We start from the raw sequence: 18,632 nt of genomic DNA, 5'->3' as shown, positions 1-18,632 counted from the left end.
ACTTGTGGCCGGTGACGCCAGCCCGCGATGCCCGCACGGACTCACAAATTGTGGATCTTCAGCCCCTCCGAGACCTCGGTGAACAACGCCTCGCCGTCCTTCTCCGCCTTGCCCGCAGCGGGCATCGAGACCCGCAGCCGCCAGTACGCGGTGCCCTTTCCCGGTACCAGCAGCTCGTGGTAGCGGTAGCGGACCGGATTGACCGAGGAGGAGGCCGAGTTCGGGGTGTAGTCGGTGACCAGGTCGTACGCCTTCTTGCCCTGGTGCTGGACGGTGGCGGTGGTCACCTTGCCGTCCCGGAACTCGGTGCCGTCCTTGCCGCCCTTCTCGTAGTACGCCTTCCATGCCGCGGGGTCGGCGGGCAGCGCGTTGCCCGTCTTGTCGGTCGCGGGGTCGAGCCGGTCGGCGTAGATCGTGAAGACCGCGCTCGGGTCGTCGTACGTGACGCTGACGCCCTCGCTGCCCTGGGTGCGCGCGTAGTCGTCGGGCACCGTCATGTCCGCCTGGAGCACTTCGTTCTCGGGCCTGACCTGCCAGCCCGCGGGCAGCCCGCCGCCGCCGAACGGGTCGGCGACGAGCAGCACCAGCACGGCCGCCGCCGCCACGAGGCCGCCCCCCAGCCCGTACCGGGCCCGCCTGCTGTCCACCAGGACCGGCGGCACCCAGCGGCTCGCGCCGGTGGCCGGCGCCCCGCCGTCCGCGACCGGCCGGGCCGCCGCGAACGGGGCGGGGGCCGGCTCGGGGGCGGCCGCCGCCGCCAGCGTGGTCCGGACCTCCGTGACGCTCGGCCGAGCCGCCGGGTCCTTGCGCAGCAGCTGCATGACGAGGGTGCCGAACGCGCCGGAGCCACGGGCCGGCGTCTGCGGTTCGGCGGAGAGCACCGCCTGGAGGGTGGCCGGGGTGTTGCTGCGCCGGTAGGGGGACATGCCCTCGACCGCCGCGTACAGGACGACTCCGAGCGACCACAGGTCCGACTCGGGACCAGGCCGCCTGCCCAACACCCGTTCCGGGGCGATGAATTCGGGCGATCCGACGAATGCGCCGGTCTCGGTCAGGCCCTGCTCCCCCTCGACCTGGGCGATCCCGAAGTCGGTGAGCACGACCCGGTCGCCGCGCCCGAGCAGCACGTTGTCCGGCTTGACGTCGCGGTGCAGGACGCCCGCCTCGTGCGCCGCCGCGAGCGCGCCGAGCACCGCGAGACCGATCCTGGCCGCCTCACGGACGTCGAGCGTGCCCTCCTGGAGCCGGTCGGCGAGCGACTGCCCGTGCACGAGCTCCATCACGATCCAGGGCTTGCCGTCCTCCATGACGACGTCGTGCACGGTGACCACGGACGGGTGGTCGATGCGGGCCGCGGCGCGTGCCTCGCGTTGCATGCGCAGATGGACGGTTTCGCGCTCGCGCTCCCCCAAGTGGTCCGGAACACGGGGCTCCTTGACGGCCACGTCCCGGTCGACGACCTCGTCGCGGGCCCGCCAGACCGTGCCCATCCCGCCGTGCCCGAGCCGTCCGACGAGCCGGTAGCGGCCGCCGAGCAGCCGACCGGCGCCCTCCTCGACCGGCTGCCGCTGGGTCGGCTCATACGGGGCCGTCTCGTGCGGCTGCTGCCGCGGTACCGGGGCGGGCCGTGGGGGCCGCAGGCCGTAGCTGGTGGGCTCGTTCGCCAAGCCTCCGTCGTTGGTCATGGCCACATCCTGACGAACCGGGGGCCGCGGTGCCACGCCGGGTCGTGTGCGGATGCACACCCGTGACACAGCGGGCGTCTCAGCGACCCGGCAGGAAGGAGTCGAGCGCGGTGTCGAAGTCGCGCTCGGCCTCGTCGCGACGGCCGACCGGCGCCGACACCCACAGGTCGTACATCCGCCCCGCGGCGTCCCAGCAGATGTCGACGGTGTGCCGGGCGCCCTCGGCCCTGGTGAAGCCGTTCCAGGTGAACTCCCACAGGGCCGCGTCGTGTCCGTGGTGGGTGGTAGCGGTGACCTTCCCCTCGCGGTAACCGGGGTTGCTGACGGGGCCGTCGGCAGCCGCGCGCCGCAGAACACCGAGCGGTCCTCCGGCGACCGTGTGCTGCGTCCGGATGCCCACCTTGAGGGCGCCGTCCGGCGAGTTGTAGAACACGCGCTGGGCGTCGGTGGTGCGTACGTAGCCGTCGGGGAGGGCGAGTGTGAAGCCGTCCGGGTCGCGCACGAGGTGGAATCCGGCGGGCACCGGTGGCGTGGCGCCGGGCCGCGGCGGAGGTGGGGGTGGCGGCGGAGGCGGGGGCCGCCGGGGCGCGTCGGTGGGCAGCGCCCCGGTGTTCGCGTCCGACCCGGCGCCCGGCGCGGACCGCTGCGCCACGTCGCGCGTCCTTCCCATGCCGTCGAGAGCGAACACCGCGACGGCCGCGCCCGCCCCGGACAGCACGAGCACGAGCGCGGCCCCCGCCAGCACGCTCCGCGTCCGCCACGGCCTGGCGGCGGGGGCGGGAGCGGTCGAGACGGCGGGGGTGGCGTCCGGCTCGCAGGCGGGTTGCCCACCGCCGGCCGGCGCGGTGCCGGGCGACGCGGCCCCGGGAGGTGTCGCGGTTCCGGGTGGGGCGGTGGGCGCGGCGAGGTCGGCCGGCGGACGGCGCGGCCATGGAGTGCTGCCCGTCGCCGCGAACGTACGCAGCAGCGACTCCGCCTCGATCGCGCCGAGGCGGCGCGCCGGATCCCGTTCCAGCAGGCCGTGGACGACGGGCAGCAGCGGGTCGGCCGCCTCGGGCGGTTTGATCTCGTCCAGGACGACGGCGTGCAGGACGCCGCCCAACGAGTCGCGGTGGAAGGGCGATTCACCGCTCAGGGCCGCGCACAGCAGCGCCCCGAGCGACCACAGATCGGACTCGGGTCCGGCGCCCGCGCCCTGCATCCGTTCCGGCGCGGTGTACTCGGGCGAGCCGACGAACGCGCCCTCCTCGCTGATCGTCGAGGCGCCGGGCACCTGGGCGATGCCGAAGTCGGTGAGGACCACGCGCCCCCCGTCCTCCTCGATGAGGACGTTGGCGGGCTTGAGGTCGCGGTGCAGCACCCCCCTGGCGTGCGCGGTGGCCAGCGCGCCGAGCAGCGCGACCCCGATGCGCGCGGCCTCGTCGACCCCGACGGGCCCCTTGGACGCGAGCCGGTCGGCGAGCGAACCCCCGTCGACGAGCTCCATCACGATGTACGAACGGCGCGCCGCGGCCCAGCCGTCCACAGCGCCCTCGGCGCCGTCCTCGACGACGTCGTGGACGACGATCACGTGCGGGTGTTTGATCTGGGCGACCGCCCGGGCCTCGCGCAGTGCCGCGGTGGCGGGGGCGCCGCCCTCGGGATGCAGTTCCTTGACGGCGACCTGCCGGCCGAGCAACTGGTCGTACGCGCGCCAGACCGTGCCCATCCCGCCCCGGCCGAGCCGGCTCCCCAACCGGTAACGCCCCGCGATCAGGCGGGAGCCCGGCCGGTCGCGGGGCTCGTTCGGATCCTGCTCTGCTGTGGACACCGGGTTCCCCCTCGATCTCCCGCACGCGTGCAGAGCCCATCATGCCGCACCCCGGCGGGCTCCGACGGCGTTCGCCACGGGCCGCGCGGGGTCGGGCCGAACCGGTCAGCCGCCCCCCGCCGGGGCGGGCTGCCACCCCTGGAGCACCGTGTCGAACTGCTGGCGCGTGGTCGCCCAGTCCTCGTCGGGGCCCGACATGTAGAGGGCGTACTCGGGCTTGCCGCCGTCCCCGTAGTACATCTGGTCGATGGCGTGCCGCTTGCCGGGGAAGTCCTGCTTCTCCGTGTACGTGAACTCCCAGAGCGAGGACTTCACCTGGTCGCGGTAGTTGTTGCTGTGCAGCGTGACCCGCTTGTACGCGGGCAGCCGGTCCTTGAGCGACTTCTCCATGTTGAGCATGTGCATGTACGGGTTCTCGAAGTCCGGCACCTTGTCGACGCTGATCCGGATCCGGTGCTTGCCGTTGTCCGGGGTGTAGTCGATCTCGGCGCCGTCCATCTGGCGCTTCCAGCCCTTGGGCACGAGCAGGCTGAAGCCGGCCTTGTCGTTGACGCGCTGCCAGCCGGCGGGCACCGACCCGTCGCCGCTGGGCTGCCGGCCGGTCTCCGGGGCGCTGGGCGCGGGCGAGTTGGACCCGCCCGTGCCGGTCCCGCCGCTCGAACCGTCCCTGCTCTCCTGGTACTTCAGATACGTGAACCCCGCGCCCACACCGACCGCGGCGGCCAGGGCGACCACCAGCGCGACGGTGCGCCAACGCCGCCTGCGCGGCGCCGGGCCCGGTGCCGGCACGGGGGCCGGACCCGAGGCGGGCGATGCGGGCGGCAAGGGGGCCGCCGTCGGGGCGGGCGCGGGCCGCTCAGGGGCCGACCGGGGGGCGGGCACCGGGTTGGCCACGGTGGGCCCGGTCTGCGCGGCCGCGGCGGAGCGCAGCTCGGCCTCGGACAGCCGGCCGGTGGGCACATGCATCTGGGCGTTCCGGGAGGCGTGGCCGCCCATGGCATCGAGGAACATCCGCTCGGCCTGCTCGACGGAGGGCCGGTCCTCGGGCGCCTTGCTCAGCAGCGCCACGATGACGGGGGCGAGGGCCCCGGCACGGTCGGGCGCCAAGGGCTCCTCCTCCACCACGGCCTGCATGGTGGAGATCGGCGAGTCCCGGCGGAACGGCGACACGCCCTGCACCGCGGCGTACAGGGTGGCGCCGAGCGACCACAGGTCGGAGGCGGGCCCCGGGTGGGCGCCCTGGACCCTTTCGGGCGCCAGATAGTCGATGGAGCCCACGAGTTCACCGGTCTTGGTGATGGTGACGTCGCCCTCGATGGCGGCGATCCCGAAGTCGGTGAGCAGCACCTGCCCGTTCCGGGCGAGCAGCACGTTGCCCGGCTTCACGTCCCGGTGCAGGACGCCGGCCGCGTGCGCGGCGCGCAGCGCGCCGAGGACGTGCAGCCCGATGCGGGCGGCCTCGCGCGCTTCGATGCGGTGGCCGTCGGCGGCCTTGACGGCGTCGGCGAGCGAGGGCCCGTCGACGTACTGCATGACGATCCAGGGCCGGTTGTCGTGGTCGAGCACGTCATGGACGGTGACCACGCCGGGGTGGGTGATGCGGGCGGCGGCGCGGGCTTCCTTCTGCGTGCGGGCGTGCAGCACCGCCCGGTCGGCCTCGGCGACGTACAGGGCGGCGGTCAGTTCCTTGACGGCCACGGTGCGGTGCAGGACTTCGTCGTGGGCGCGCCAGACCTTGCCCATGCCGCCGCGGCCTATCGCGTCCCCGAGCCGATAGCGCCCGGCCAGCAACAGCCCCGCGCCGGAGCCGCTCGTGCTCTGAGTGTTTTCCACGTCCCCCGCCCGCCCAGACCTTTCCTACGGAGTCAGGTTACGGAGCGGAATCCGGCCAGGGAACCTCGGGGCACCCAACCGTGACCCCAGGGACCGTCCACACCGCACCGTTCCACACTTTCACACCCGCAACGTGCCGCGCATACCGGCCGATTCCCGTGCGGGCAGGGTGATTTCGGAGAACGCGGAGGGTGACCGGACGTCAGCGGGTGGCGCGGTAGGCGCCGGTGGCCTGCCCGTAGATCTCCGTCACCTTGTCGCGCTGCGACTCGGGACCGATGACCTGGACCACGTGATACCGGCCATTGATGATCATGGCCAGATTGCGGACGTACACCTGCCGACCAGTGCTGTCGCGCCAGGTGAACTGCCCTTCGGCCATGGTCCGCTGCCCGATGTCGATGCGCCGCAGGCCGCTGGAGGTGGACCAGCTGGAGTCCCGGAAGGGCTGGAGTTCGCGTTCCTTGTCCGCCTGGTAGGCCAGCGGATCGGAGCCGTCGGCCTGCACCGAATCCCGGCCGGGCACGACGATCAGCGTGAAGTCGCCACCGACATAACGGACTTGCCCGGCATCGTTCATCGGCTGTCGCTGCCAGCCGCGGTCGACACCGACCTGGAATCCCTCGGGATCCGTGCGCACGGCGTAACCGGTGGCCGGGCCGGGGCTCGTCCCGCCGGAACCGGTGGTCTGCGTCTGCTGGGACGGGGGCGTGCCGCCGGAGCTGGGCACCCGGGGGCTCGCGCCCGGGGACCCGGGGCTCTGCGGAGCGTCGGAACGGGCCGGCCCCGCGTTGCCCGCGTCCCGCGCCGAGTCCGACCGGGGCATGAACATCACCGCGTACGCGATCGCAGCCGCCAGCAGCAGAAGGACCAGCACGAGGAGCAACCTGCCGAGCGATCGCGGTCTCCTGGCGGGCGCCACGGGCTGACGGTGGCGGTGCCGCCCGTGCTCGGCGGGCGGCGCCGCGGGTTTCCTTCTGCGCCGCACCAGTTCGCCCCGGCGGCGCACCACGGGGAGCTTCTTGCTGTCGGGGACGATCAGCGGGGTGATGCGGGTGCCCGCGTCCGGCTCAGGCGCGGACCGTACGAGCGAGCGCAGCCAGCCGCGCACCTCCTCGAACTCGGGGCGTTCGGTGGGGTCCTGACGCAGCAGCGATTCGACGACCGGGCGCAGCGGCCCGCACTCCTCGGCGAACGCGGGCGGCTCCCCGCACACCATCTGCACGAGGTCGGCCGCGCTGTCCTCCGGGTACGGGGCGTGGCCCTGCACCGCGCGGAACAGCAACGCGCCCAGTGCCCACAGATCGGTGGCCGGGCCGATCGGCGGAGCGAGCCGCCAGTTCTCGTGTATGGGCCCGGCCTGTTCGGGCGCCCACCGCTCGGTGACCGCCCCCACGACGGCCATCCGGGTGTGCCGGGCCCGCTCGGCGTCGAGCCGGTTGGCGGGGCCGCGGTAGGGCGCGCCGGGGCCGTCGGGAGCCGGGTGACGCTGGGGCGCGGCCCGTTCGCGTACGGGCGCGGGGGCGGGCGCGTCCTGATGCGGCAGGCGCTGGGAGTCGGCCCGGAAGGCGTCGGCCCGGAACCCCGGGGGCAGTGCGGGCGTCCTCGGCGCGGGGGCGACGGCGGCCCGGGGCCGGCCGGGTCCTTCGGAGCCGGGGTCCGGCATGGGGGTGTCGGGGCGCGCGGGCAGCGCCCGGCCGGCCGGGGTCTCCTCGGCCCCGCGCCCGGCGGGCCTGGGTACCCAGCGGCCTGTCACGGGGTCGTACTGGCGGCGGGTCCGGCCGGAGTCGGGGCCCTGGTCATCGGCGTAGGGACTGGCGCCACCGCCGGCCACCCGCACCCCCCGCACGGGGTCGTACACGCCCCCATCCGTGCCGGCCCTGGTCCCGTCGGACCCGTTCTGGCCGCCCTGGCCGCTCTGGCTGTTCTGGCCGGCGTGGCCGTCCTGGCCGCTCTGGCCGCTTTGGCCGTCCTGGCCGTGGCCGCTCTGGCTGTTCTGGCCGGCGTACTCACCCCGGTCGTTCCGGCCCTGCGGGGCGGGGCGCTCGGACTCCGGGACAGGGCGCTGCCCCGGCAGCGAAGCGTCCGGTCCGGTGCGCGCGACGGCGCCCGCGCCCGCGCGGTACGCGGCGACCACGCCCGCCCGCGCGGCGGCGCCGGGGGGCACGGGGCGCGGTTCGGCATACAAATCGGAAGCCGAAGTACCGTTCGGCGCAAGGGCGTTGGGGGCATCCGGGGACGCGGCCGGGGGCGCCACGCCGAATCCGTCGTCATCCGGCGGCAGCGGCACGGGGGCGTATCCGCACAGTGCCTCCTGCGCTGCGCCCACCGCGAGACCGGTCAGCACGACCCGCCCGTCGTCGCATATCAGCACCGTACGGGCGGTGATGTTGCGGTGTGTCCAGCCGTGCGCGTGCAGCACCCGCAGCGCGGTCAGCACGTCGGAGGCGACCTCTGCCGCGCGATAGGGGTTCATCGGCCGGTCGGCGAGCAGTGCCGACAGCGGGCGCGCGGCGATCAGTTCGCTGACGATCCACAGCGAGCCGTCCTGCGCGAACACGTCGAAGACCTGGTCGAGGCGGGGGTGGTCGGGGATCTGCGCGGCCGCCTGGGCCGCCTCGACGGCCCGCCGGACAGCGGGCTCGGCGGGCCGGCGCGTGGTGCGCCCATAACCGGCCGCCTCGCCGTATCCGGTGCTGTTGCCGTATTCGGTGCCGGTGCCGTATCCGGTGCTGTTGCCGCCGTATCCAATGCCCGTGCCGGTGCCGGTGCCGGTGCTGGGGTCGGCGCCGTAACCGGGGCCGCCGCCGCGCATATAGGCGTCGGGCGTCCCGTACGGATCGTCGGCGTCGCCGTCGAGCACTTCCGCGTCGACGACCTCGGGCAACGGGATCTGGCGGACCAGGACCTGCTGTCCGCTGTAGGTGTCGAAGGCGCGCGTCTCGACGAGGTCGTACGTGTCGTCGGGGGGCAACGGCAGCCGATAGCGGTCGGCCAGTACCCGACCCGCGTAATCGTCCACGACGCCTCCCCACAGCGCGCTGTTCCCCCGGATCACGGCTCCCATTCGCCCCGCAACCCGTCAATTCCGGTCGATTACCGGCCCGTTGCGGCTGCGTACCGTCCGCGAGCTCTCACGATACGTGGCCCCGCCGCATCCCGTCCGGGGGATACCCGTTTCCCCGGACGCGGCTGTTCCACGACATGCGCGCGGGTCAGGCGGGCTGGAAGGTGGCGAAGAGCGCGGCCAGCGTCTGCTGGGTCTCCGGCTTCGACCAGTCGTCGTCCTTGGCCGAGAACATGATTCCGTAGCCCTGATGGGCGCTGACGACGAAGCCCCGGTCCACCGAGTGGTACTTCGTGCCGCTGTCGTCGTAGGTGAACTCCCAGTCGGCGGCGGGCCAGCCCCGGTAGCTCACCGCGGCTATCTTCACCTTCTTGTAGCCCGGCCTCGTCATGGACGACTCCTGGTTCGTCCAGTCCGCCACCGGGTTCGACTTGGGGGTGTCGGTCCAGCCGATCAGGAGGCGCTGTCCGTCGGGGCCGGTGAAGCGGGCACCCGCGTCGTCGGTCGACTTGTACGACCAACCCGCGGGCAGCCCTATGGAGAAGCCCTGGTCCGACTTGTAGGGGGTGGTGGCCGGAGTGCCCGTACCACCACCGGTGTTGCTGTCACCGGTGCCGGTGCCGGTGTTCTCGCCGGTGCCCGTGCCGGTGCCGGGGCTGCTGTCGCCCTTGCCGTCGCCCTGCCCGGCAGTGGTCGAACCCTGGCCCGAGGGGGTGCTTCCGCCGGACTGCTTCTGACCGCCGGTGCCCTTCTTGCTGCCGGCCGGTGTGCCGCCGGCCACGGGACCGCTGGAGGCGGCCTCGCCGCCCGCGGGCTTGCCCGCCGTGTCGTCTCCCCCGCTGAGCGAGATGGCGAGCACCGTGCCGAGTATGGCGAGCGCCGCGACCACCGCGATGATCACCAGCGTGCGACGCGGCACGACGTCCGTGAGCGAGGCGCGCGGCGGCGGGACCGGACCGGACGGCGACCCGGACCTGGACCGCGCAGCGGGCACGGCCTTGGACCGGACGTCCCGGGCCTCACGGGCGCCCTGCGCCTTCTCCTTGGCCGACGCCTTGGCCTCGGCCGCCGCGTTCCGTACGGACTTGAGCGCGCCACGCACCCGCTCCGCGGCCGCGTCGCTCTTCGGCTCACCCGGCAGCGGGGGCAGCGGAACCACCCGGGTCGCCTCGGGCGAGACCGGCTCGGGCACCGGCGCGGAACGCTCCGGGGCGTTGAGCACTCCGGTGAGCATCTTGCGCGCGGCGGCGTTGTCGAGCCGCTGCGTCGGGTCCTTGGCGAGCAGCCCGTAGATGACCTGTTCCAGGAGGGGCCCCGCGTTCTTGGGCGGGTCGACCGGCTCGGTCATGACGGCGGTGAGCGTCGCGATCGCCGAGCCCTTGTCGTACGGGGGCACCCCTTCCACGCTCGCGTACAGCAGGCCGCCGAGCGACCAGAGGTCGGCGGCCGGGCCCGGCTTGTGGCCGCGGGCCCGCTCCGGCGAGATGTACGAGGGCGCGCCGACGAGCATGCCGGTGGAGGTGATGGACGGGTCGCCCTCCACCTGAGCGATGCCGAAGTCGGTCAGGACGACGCGGCCGTCCTCGGCGATCAGCACGTTGGACGGCTTCACGTCACGGTGCAGGATGCCTTCACGGTGTGCGGAACGCAGCACGTCCAGGATGGCGAGGCCCACCTCTGCGGCGCGGCGGGGCGTCAGCGTCCCGTCCTCGCGCACCGCTTCGGCGAGCGACTTGCCCTCGACGAGCTCCATCACGATCCAGGGCCGGTCGTCCTCGTCCACCACGTCGTAGACCGTCACGGCGGCGGTGTTGCGGATCCGGGCGATCGCCTTGGCCTCACGCAGTGTGCGCGTGATGAGCCGGCGCTTCTCGTCCTCGTCGATGCTGGAGGGGAAGCGCAGTTCCTTGACCGCGACGGTCCGCCCAAGCGTCTCGTCCACGGCCCGCCAGACCGTCCCCATCCCGCCCCGACCGAGCACCCCGCCGAGGCGGTACCGCCCGGCGAGCAGCCGCCCTTCCTCTTCGGGCGCCTCGCCACCGGCCCCGGGGACAACGGCCTTCCCGCCGCGGGCAGCTGACCCACCCTCGCCAAGCGACGCACTGGCCTTGGCACCAGCACCCTTGGGCTGCGACGCACTTGGCTTGGCACCAGCACTCTTGGCCTGCGACGCACTCGGCTTGGCACCAGCGTCCTTGCCAACAGGCGCACTCGCTTTGGCATCGGCGACGTCGGCGACGACAGGACGCGGCTTGGCGTCAGAGGTCGCGGGGCTCACTTTGCTGGTCGGCTTGGCGTCAGAGGCCGCGGGGTCCACCTTGGCGGCCGGCTTGGCGTCAGAGGCCGGGGCCGCGGAGCTCAACTCGCCGGTCGACTTGGCGTCAGAGGCCCGGGGGCTCGCCTTCGCTATCGACTTGGCGTCAGAGGCCGCGGGACTCGCCTTCGCGGCCGACTTCGCGTCATCCGACTGCAAGCCGGACTCCGCACTTCCCTTGCCATCGACCGGCTCCGAGCCGGACTTGGCGTCCTCCACCGTGCCCGACGACACGGGCTCGGACGACACGGGCTCGGGTGACTTGGACTCTGACGAGCTGGACTCTGTCGAGCTTGACTCGGACGACACGCGCTCGGACGACTTGGCCTCCTGGCCGGACGCACCCTGCTCGGCATCCGGCACGTCAGCACCGGACTTGGTGCCCGAGGCGCGGGGGTCGGGCCTGTCCTCGGGGGCAGCCGCATCCCGCCCGGCGCCCGAGGGCCCGCCCGCATCCGGCTCCGCCACCGCGTCCCCCGCACCCCGGTTCGCCGTGGAGGTCCGGTCCGGCTCGGCGGCACGCGAAGCCGGGCCCCGGCCGGGCTCGGCCGTCCGGCCGGCCGCGGTCGCGGCGTCCGCCGCATCCGCCGGGCGCTGCCCGGACTTCGTGCCCGCCTCGCCCGAGGCGGATTCTGCGGGCGCCGACGGCGCCCCCGGTTCCTGTCGCTCGTCCCGCTGAGGTCCCCGCGACTGCTCCGCCTCCGACATGCGTCCCCTCTGCGATCCTGATCTTCGCCCGCGCCGGCCTCGGCCCCCGGCTCGCCGTGACCCGCCCTCATGGAGGGGGCCCGGCTCACCGCTCCGACCTGCTTGTCCTGCCGGGTGTTCGGCCTGCCCGGAGCCGTTCTCGAACCCGGCGTCCGCGCGAGGCCCGTAACCCGCCCTGGCAGAGCCCCCATTGTCCCTCACGCCGGGACCAGTGATGGTCCCGGGTCCGCCGTCCGCCAAGATGGCTCCGAAGGAAGGGAAGCCAGCCGCGCCAAGGCTGCGGGACCCGTTCGTCGCAGCGATGACAACAGCACTGTGCGTCATCAACACAACGTCAAATACCCGTAAACCGGGCCCTTCCGTGGCCCCCTCCACACGAACCCGGCCGACCCACCGCCCACGGGGCCCGTGCCCCTGCCGCCGCTCCGCTCACCAATACCCCTCCCGGCACTCGCACCACACCACACCGCACCCCACCCGTCGGCACCGCCTTCGCCCGCCGTGCCTCAGACCGGTGCGATGTCCGGCGCTCCGAGCCGGGCCGCGTCCGCCGTCAGGTCGTCGGGCTGACGCTGCGACTCCCGCTCGGCCTCCACCCGCTTCTCGTAGTGCTCCACCTCCTTCTCGATCTGCTTGCTGTCCCAGCCCAGCACCGGCGCCATCAGCTCCGCGCACTCCCGGGCCGATCGGGTGCCCCGGTCGAAGGTCTCGATCGAGATCCGGGTGCGGCGGGTCAGCACGTCGTCGAGGTGGCGCGCACCCTCGTGCGAGGCGGCGTAGACGATCTCGGCGCGCAGATAGTCGTCGGCGGCGGCAAGCGGCTCGCCGAGCGAGGGGTCGGCGAGGATCAGCTCCAGAAGATCCTCGGCCATCGAGCCGTACCGGTTCAACAGGTGCTCCACGCGCACCACATGCAGCCCCGTCCTGGCCGCGATCCTGGCCCGGGCGTTCCACAGCGCCTTGTACCCCTCGGCGCCGAGCAGTGGGACGTCCTCGGTGACGCAGGCCGCCACCCGCTGGTCCAGCGCGTGCACCGCCTCGTCGACGGCGTCCTTCGCCATCACCCGGTACGTCGTGTACTTGCCGCCCGCCACGACCACGAGCCCGGGCACCGGATGCGCCACGGTGTGTTCGCGCGAGAGCTTGCTCGTGGCGTCCGACTCCCCGGCGAGCAGCGGTCGCAGACCGGCGTACACGCCCTGCACGTCGTCCCGGGTCAAGGGGACCGCGAGCACCGAATTGACGTGTTCGAGCAGGTAGTCGATGTCGGCGCTGGACGCGGCGGGGTGCGCCTTGTCGAGGTCCCAGTCGGTGTCGGTGGTGCCGACGATCCAGTGCCGGCCCCAGGGGATGACGAACAGCACGGACTTCTCGGTCCGCAGGATCAGGCCGGTGCTGGAGTGGATGCGGTCCTTGGGCACCACCAGGTGGATGCCCTTGGAGGCCCGTACGTGGAACTGCCCGCGCTCGCCGATCAGTGCCTGGGTGTCGTCGGTCCACACCCCCGTCGCGTTGACGACCTGTTTGGCGCGGATCTCGTACTCCCCGCCGGCCTCGCCGTCCTGCACCCTGGCGCCGACCACGCGTTCGCCCTCGCGCAGGAAGCCCACCACCCGGGCCCGGTTGGCCACCTGGGCGCCGTAGGAGGACGCCGTGCGCACCAGGGTGGTCACATAGCGGGCGTCGTCCATCTGCGCGTCGTAATACTGCAACGCTCCGACCAGCGCGTCCTTCTTCAACGCGGGGGCCACGCGCAGGGCGTGGCGGCGGCTCAGGTGACGGTGTGTCGGCAGTCCCCTGCCGTGGCCCGAGGACACCGACATCGCGTCGTAGAGCGCGACGCCCGAGCCCGCGTACAGCCGCTCCCAGCCCTTGTGCTGCAAGGGGTAGAGGAACGGGACCGGTTTCACGAGGTGGGGCGCGAGCCGTTCGAGCAGCAGCCCGCGCTCCTTGAGCGCTTCGCGTACGAGGGCGAAGTCGAGCATTTCCAGATAGCGCAGCCCGCCGTGGATCAGCTTGCTGGAGCGGCTGGAGGTGCCCGACGCCCAGTCCCGCGCCTCGACCAGGCCGGTGGCCAGGCCCCGGGTCGCCGCGTCGAGGGCCGTGCCCGCTCCGACCACCCCCGCGCCCACGACCAGTACGTCCAGCTCGCCCTCGGCCATGGCGGCGAGCGCCTGTGCGCGCTGCTCGGGTCCCAGTGTCGCTGTCCTCACGGCTTGCCTCCCGTTGATCGGGGTGGTTCCACAGACCGGGTGGCCTGGCTCACACCCTTGATTCTGGACGGGACCACCGACATCGGCCACCGCCTGTGGACAACACTCGCGGCCCCACACCCTCTTAATGCCGCAAATCAGTCATATTTCCTCTTAGTCTGACATTCCGCACGCCCATTCTGTCCACAGGGCTTGCGTCCCATGTCCCCTCCGGCTAAGGGAAAGGACGGTCACATGCCCGCAGACCTCGCCGTCATCGGACTCGGCCACCTGGGCCTGCCCCTCGCCCAAGCCGCCGTCGCCGCCGGCATCCAGACCGTCGGCCACGACACGGATGCCCGGGCCGTCGCCGAACTCAACGCGGGCCGCACGCCCGTCGACGGCTCGCTCACCCCCGCCGATCTGCGCCGCATGTTCGCGGGCGGCTTCCACACCACGACCGACCCCGCCGAACTGGGCCGGGTCCGTACCGCCGTCATCTGCGCCCCCACCTCCCTGGCCGCCGACCGCACCCTCGACCTCGGCGCGGTCGCCGGCGCGGCCCGCGCGCTGGCCCGGCGGCTGCGTCCGCACACCACCGTCATCCTGGAGTCGGCCGGATACCCCGGAACCACCGAGGAATTCCTGCGGCCCCTCCTCGAAGAGGGCTCGGGCCTGACCGCCGGGCGCGACTTCCACCTCGCCTACTCGCCGAGCCGCGTCGATCCCGGCAACCGCGCCCACAGCTTCGCCGCGACGCCCAAGGTGATCGGCGGGCTCACCCCGGCCTGCACGGAGTCGGCCGCCGCGTTCTACGGCCGCATCACCGACAAGGTGGTGCGCGCACGAGGCCTGCGCGAGGCCGAGATGTCCAAGCTCCTTGAGACCAACTTCCGGCACGTCAACATCGCCCTGGTCAACGAAATGGCCGTCCTCTGCCACGACATGGGCGTCGACTTGTGGGACGTCATCCGCTGCTCGGAGACCAAGCCGTTCGGCTTCCAGGCGTTCCGGCCGGGCCCGGGCGTCGGCGGCCACGGCATCCCGCTCGACCCGACCCCCCTGCCGTACGCGGGACTTCGCATGGTCGGCCTGGCCCGCGAGATCAACGCACACATGCCCAGCTACGTCATCCAGCGCTCCACCACGCTCCTGAACGAGCACGGCAAGTCGGCACGCGGGGCCCGCGTCCTGCTGCTCGGGGTGACCTACAAGCCGGACTCGGCCGACCAGGAGGGCTCCCCCGCCCAGGAGATCGCCGGGCGCCTGATGGACCTGGGCGCCCAGATCACGTACCAGGACCCCCATGTACCCGCCTGGCGCGTCCGCGACCAGCCGGTGCCGCGCGCGGACTCGCTGTACGAGGCCGCCGCCCATGCCGACCTCACGGTGCTCCTCCAGCACCACCGCACGTACGACCTCCAGGGCCTCGCGGTCAAGGCACAGCTGCTCCTGGACACCCGGGGGGCGACCCCGGCGGGGGCGGCGCACCGGCTGTGAAATCCCGGTGAGCCGACGGTCGCGCGGCTGTTAATCTGCGGCGTTCGCTTGCCGCACAGCCGTGCGTTTTTGTCCCAGGGGGGACCTTTCATGACCCAGCCCGTCACGCCGCCGCCACAGCCGCCCGACCCACAGCCGTCGGCGCCCCCGGCGTCCGAGCCGCAGCCCGCGTTCGGGTACCCGACGGCCCCCGTGGCACCGGCGCCGGTGCGGGGGCCCGGCAACCTGGTGGGCGGAGCGCTCGCCGGCTTCGCGGCCGCCGTCGTCACCGGGCTCGTCTACGGACTGATCACCGGCGCCATCGAGCGACAGTTCGGCTACGCGGCCTTCGGCATCGGCTTCGCGGTCGCGATAGCGGCCTTCAAGGCCGGCGGGCGCAGTTTCTGGCTCTTCGTGATCTCCGCACCGCTCGCGGTGGCGGCCACGTTCTTCGGGCAGCTCCTCGCGGTCGCGATGATCGAGACCAAGGACACCCCCGAGTCGGTCACCGACCTGTTCCTGAGCCACTTCGGCCTGCTGACCGACCTGTGGTCCTACGACCAGAGCATCCTGCGGTACGCCTTCCTCGTGCTCGCCGTCGTCGGCGCCTGGGCGGGGGCCAGCCGCGCGACCGAGTAGCGGCGGCGCGCACAAGGAGAGGGCCCGTACCGCTCGGCGCGGTACGGGCCCTCTCCTTGTGCGTACGGCTCGCCCCCAGGGGGCGGCCTGCCCTATACGGGCGGTACGCCGCTCAAACCTCAGCGCTTGTGCTGCGCGTCCGCCACGGTGACCTCGACCCGCTGGAACTCCTTGAGCTCGCTGTAGCCGGTCGTCGCCATCGAACGGCGCAGGGCGCCGAACAGGTTCATCGAACCGTCCGGGGTGTGCGAGGGGCCCGTCAGGATCTCCTCGGTGGTGCCCACGATGCCCAGGTCGACGAGCTTGCCGCGCGGCACGTCCTCGTGGACGGCCTCCATGCCCCAGTGGTGGCCCCGGCCCGGCGCGTCGGTGGCGCGGGCCAGCGGGGAGCCCATCATCACCGCGTCGGCGCCACAGGCGACGGCCTTGGGGATGTCGCCGGACCAGCCCACGCCGCCGTCCGCGATGACGTGGACGTAACGGCCGCCGGACTCGTCCATGTAGTCGCGGCGGGCCGCGGCGACATCGGCGACGGCGGTGGCCATCGGGACCTGGATGCCGAGCACGTTGCGCGTGGTGTGCGCGGCGCCGCCGCCGAAGCCCACCAGGACACCGGCCGCACCGGTACGCATCAGGTGCAGGGCGGCGGTGTACGTGGCGCAGCCGCCGACGATCACCGGGACGTCCAGCTCGTAGATGAACTGCTTCAGGTTGAGCGGCTCGGCGGCGCCCGAGACGTGCTCGGCCGAGACGGTGGTGCCGCGGATCACGAAGATGTCGACCCCCGCGTCCACGACCGCCTTGGAGAACTGGGCGGTGCGCTGCGGGGAGAGCGCGGCGGCGGTGACGACACCGGAGTCGCGCACCTCCTTGATGCGCTGCCCGATCAGCTCTTCCTTGATGGGCGCCGCGTAGATCTCCTGGAGGCGGCGGCTCGCGGTCGCCTCGTCCAGCTCGGCGATCTCGTCGAGCAGTGGCTGCGGGTCCTCGTACCGGGTCCACAGGCCTTCGAGGTTCAGCACGCCGAGGCCGCCGAGCTCGCCGATGCGGATCGCCGTCTGCGGCGAGACCACGGAGTCCATGGGGGCGGCCAGGAAGGGCAGCTCGAAACGGTAGGCGTCGATCTGCCAGGCGATCGAGACCTCCTTCGGGTCCCGGGTGCGCCGGCTCGGGACGATGGCGATGTCGTCGAACGCGTACGCCCTGCGGCCGCGCTTGCCGCGCCCGATCTCGATCTCAGTCACGTTGTGTGGGCCTTTCCCTCTACGTCTGCATGCTCCAGTATCCCCGACACACGGGCGAGGGGCGGCCCCGGGAACTCCGGGCCCGCCCCTCGGGCGCTCGTACGGGCCGTCAGCGCTTGTTGTAGTTCGGCGCCTCGACGGTCATCTGGATGTCGTGCGGGTGGCTCTCCTTGAGGCCCGCCGAGGTGATCCGGACGAACTTGCCGTTCGCCTGGAGCTCGGGAACGGTACGGCCGCCGACGTAGAACATCGACTGGCGCAGGCCGCCCACGAGCTGGTGCACGACGGCGGAGAGCGGGCCCCGGTAGGGCACCTGGCCCTCGATGCCCTCGGGGATCAGCTTGTCGTCGGTGGACACGGTCTCCTGGAAGTACCGGTCCTTGGAGAACGAGCGCTGGTCGCCGCGGGACTGCATCGCGCCGAGCGAGCCCATGCCGCGGTACGACTTGAACTGCTTGCCGTTGATGAACAGCAGCTCGCCGGGCGACTCCTCGCAGCCCGCGAGGAGTGAGCCCAGCATCACGGTGTCGGCGCCCGCGACCAGGGCCTTGGCGATGTCGCCCGAGTACTGGAGGCCGCCGTCGCCGATGACGGGGACGCCCGCGGCCTTGGCGGCGAGCGAGGCCTCGTAGATCGCGGTGACCTGCGGGACGCCGATGCCGGCGACAACGCGGGTGGTGCAGATGGAGCCGGGGCCCACACCGACCTTGATGCCGTCGACGCCGGAGTCGATGAGCGCCTGGGCGCCGTCACGGGTGGCGATGTTGCCGCCGATGAGGTCGACGCCCGAGGAGTTCGACTTGATCTTGGCGACCATGTCGCCGACCAGGCGGGAGTGGCCGTGCGCGGTGTCGACGACGATGAAGTCGACACCAGCGGCGATCAGCGCCTGGGCGCGCTCGTAGGCGTCGCCCGCGACACCGACGGCCGCGCCGACGAGCAGCCGGCCGTCCTTGTCCTTGGCGGCGTGGGGGTACTTCTCGGCCTTGACGAAGTCCTTGACCGTGATGAGGCCCTTGAGGATGCCGGCGTCGTCGACGAGCGGCAGCTTCTCGATCTTGTGGCGGCGCAGCAGCTCCATGGCGTCCACGCCGGAGATGCCGACCTTGCCGGTGACGAGCGGCATCGGCGTCATGACCTCGCGCACCTGGCGGCTGCGGTCCGACTCGAAGGCCATGTCCCGGTTGGTGACGATGCCGAGCAGCTTGCCCGCCGGGTCGGTCACCGGGACGCCGCTGATGCGGAACTTGGCGCACAGCTCGTCGGCCTCGCGCAGCGTGGCGTCGGGGTGCACCGTGATCGGGTCGGTGACCATGCCGGACTCGGAGCGCTTCACGAGGTCGACCTGGTTGGCCTGGTCCTCGATGGAGAGGTTGCGGTGCAGCACGCCCGCGCCGCCCTGGCGGGCCATGGCGATGGCCATGCGCGCCTCGGTGACCTTGTCCATCGCCGCCGAGAGCAGCGGGACGTTCACCTTCACGTTCTTCGAGAGGTACGAAGAGGTGTCGATCTGTTCGGGCGCCATGTCGGACGCGCCCGGCAGGAGCAGCACGTCGTCGTATGTCAGCCCGAGCGTCGCGAACTTCTCGGGCACTCCGTCGACGTTTGCAGTCATGACACCTTCCCCAATGGCCTTGATCGGTGCGGATGTCCATGCTAAC

General features: G+C 72.7%; 10 protein-coding genes. 2 read left to right on the top strand and 8 right to left on the bottom strand.

The genetic code is table 11. The features are described 5' to 3' along the window. Positions 1 to 41: 41 nt before the first annotated feature. The 6 genes from ACGFW5_RS28800 to ACGFW5_RS28775 form a co-directional block, all read right to left on the bottom strand. Positions 42 to 1,685, bottom strand: coding sequence for a serine/threonine-protein kinase (locus tag ACGFW5_RS28800; protein WP_393837217.1), 1,644 nt, complete (start codon positions 1,683 to 1,685; stop codon positions 42 to 44). Between the two features lie 79 nt (positions 1,686 to 1,764). After that, positions 1,765 to 3,495 carry a protein kinase gene (locus ACGFW5_RS28795; protein WP_393837216.1) on the bottom strand — a complete coding sequence of 577 codons (1,731 nt, stop codon included), beginning with the start codon at positions 3,493 to 3,495 and terminating at the stop codon, positions 1,765 to 1,767. Between the two features lie 105 nt (positions 3,496 to 3,600). Beyond that, positions 3,601 to 5,328 (bottom strand): serine/threonine-protein kinase, encoded by a 1,728-nt coding sequence (locus ACGFW5_RS28790; protein ID WP_393837215.1) that lies wholly within the window; start codon positions 5,326 to 5,328, stop codon positions 3,601 to 3,603. A 202-nt stretch (positions 5,329 to 5,530) separates the two neighbouring features. Further along, on the bottom strand, positions 5,531 to 8,350 hold the full coding sequence (locus ACGFW5_RS28785; RefSeq protein ID WP_393837214.1) for a protein kinase: 2,820 nt from the start codon (positions 8,348 to 8,350) through the stop codon (positions 5,531 to 5,533). Positions 8,351 to 8,543: 193 nt separating this feature from the next. Further along, a complete protein-coding gene (locus ACGFW5_RS28780; protein ID WP_393837251.1) occupies positions 8,544 to 10,406 on the bottom strand; it encodes a serine/threonine-protein kinase in 1,863 nt (620 codons plus the stop codon). 1,517 nt (positions 10,407 to 11,923) lie between these two features. Next, positions 11,924 to 13,630, bottom strand: a complete 1,707-nt coding sequence (locus tag ACGFW5_RS28775; protein WP_393837213.1) for a glycerol-3-phosphate dehydrogenase/oxidase — start codon at positions 13,628 to 13,630, stop codon at positions 11,924 to 11,926. 234 nt (positions 13,631 to 13,864) lie between these two features. On the opposite strand from ACGFW5_RS28775, the gene ACGFW5_RS28770 reads away from it, so the two are divergent. Together ACGFW5_RS28770 and ACGFW5_RS28765 are read left to right on the top strand one after the other, a co-directional pair. Continuing rightward, complete coding sequence (locus ACGFW5_RS28770; protein WP_393837212.1) at positions 13,865 to 15,109, top strand: nucleotide sugar dehydrogenase; 1,245 nt, start codon at positions 13,865 to 13,867, stop codon at positions 15,107 to 15,109. Between the two features lie 90 nt (positions 15,110 to 15,199). Next, positions 15,200 to 15,727 (top strand): hypothetical protein, encoded by a 528-nt coding sequence (locus ACGFW5_RS28765; RefSeq protein WP_393837211.1) that lies wholly within the window; start codon positions 15,200 to 15,202, stop codon positions 15,725 to 15,727. A 119-nt stretch (positions 15,728 to 15,846) separates the two neighbouring features. On the opposite strand, the gene ACGFW5_RS28760 is transcribed toward ACGFW5_RS28765, so the two are convergent. Continuing rightward, a complete protein-coding gene (locus ACGFW5_RS28760) occupies positions 15,847 to 16,971 on the bottom strand; it encodes a GuaB3 family IMP dehydrogenase-related protein (protein ID WP_161247528.1) in 1,125 nt (374 codons plus the stop codon). Positions 16,972 to 17,080: 109 nt separating this feature from the next. Further along, entirely contained in the window at positions 17,081 to 18,586 is a 1,506-nt protein-coding gene (gene guaB / locus ACGFW5_RS28755; protein WP_393837210.1) for an IMP dehydrogenase, read from the bottom strand. Positions 18,587 to 18,632 lie beyond the last annotated feature (46 nt).

It is taken from the genome of Streptomyces sp. NPDC048416, assembly GCF_043200435.1.
Lineage (GTDB): Bacteria > Actinomycetota > Actinomycetes > Streptomycetales > Streptomycetaceae > Streptomyces.
Note: the sequence above shows the minus strand (reverse complement) of the source record. Positions and strands in the feature narration are given on the sequence as shown.

Excerpts from the sequence above, each read along its gene's own strand:
- guaB (WP_393837210.1), bottom strand. The coding sequence starts at position 18,586 with ATGACTGCAAACGTCGACGGAGTGCCCGAGAAGTTCGCGACGCTCGGG.
- ACGFW5_RS28770 (WP_393837212.1), top strand. The coding sequence starts at position 13,865 with ATGCCCGCAGACCTCGCCGTCATCGGACTCGGCCACCTGGGCCTGCCC.
- ACGFW5_RS28765 (WP_393837211.1), top strand. The coding sequence starts at position 15,200 with ATGACCCAGCCCGTCACGCCGCCGCCACAGCCGCCCGACCCACAGCCG.
- ACGFW5_RS28800 (WP_393837217.1), bottom strand. The coding sequence starts at position 1,685 with ATGACCAACGACGGAGGCTTGGCGAACGAGCCCACCAGCTACGGCCTG.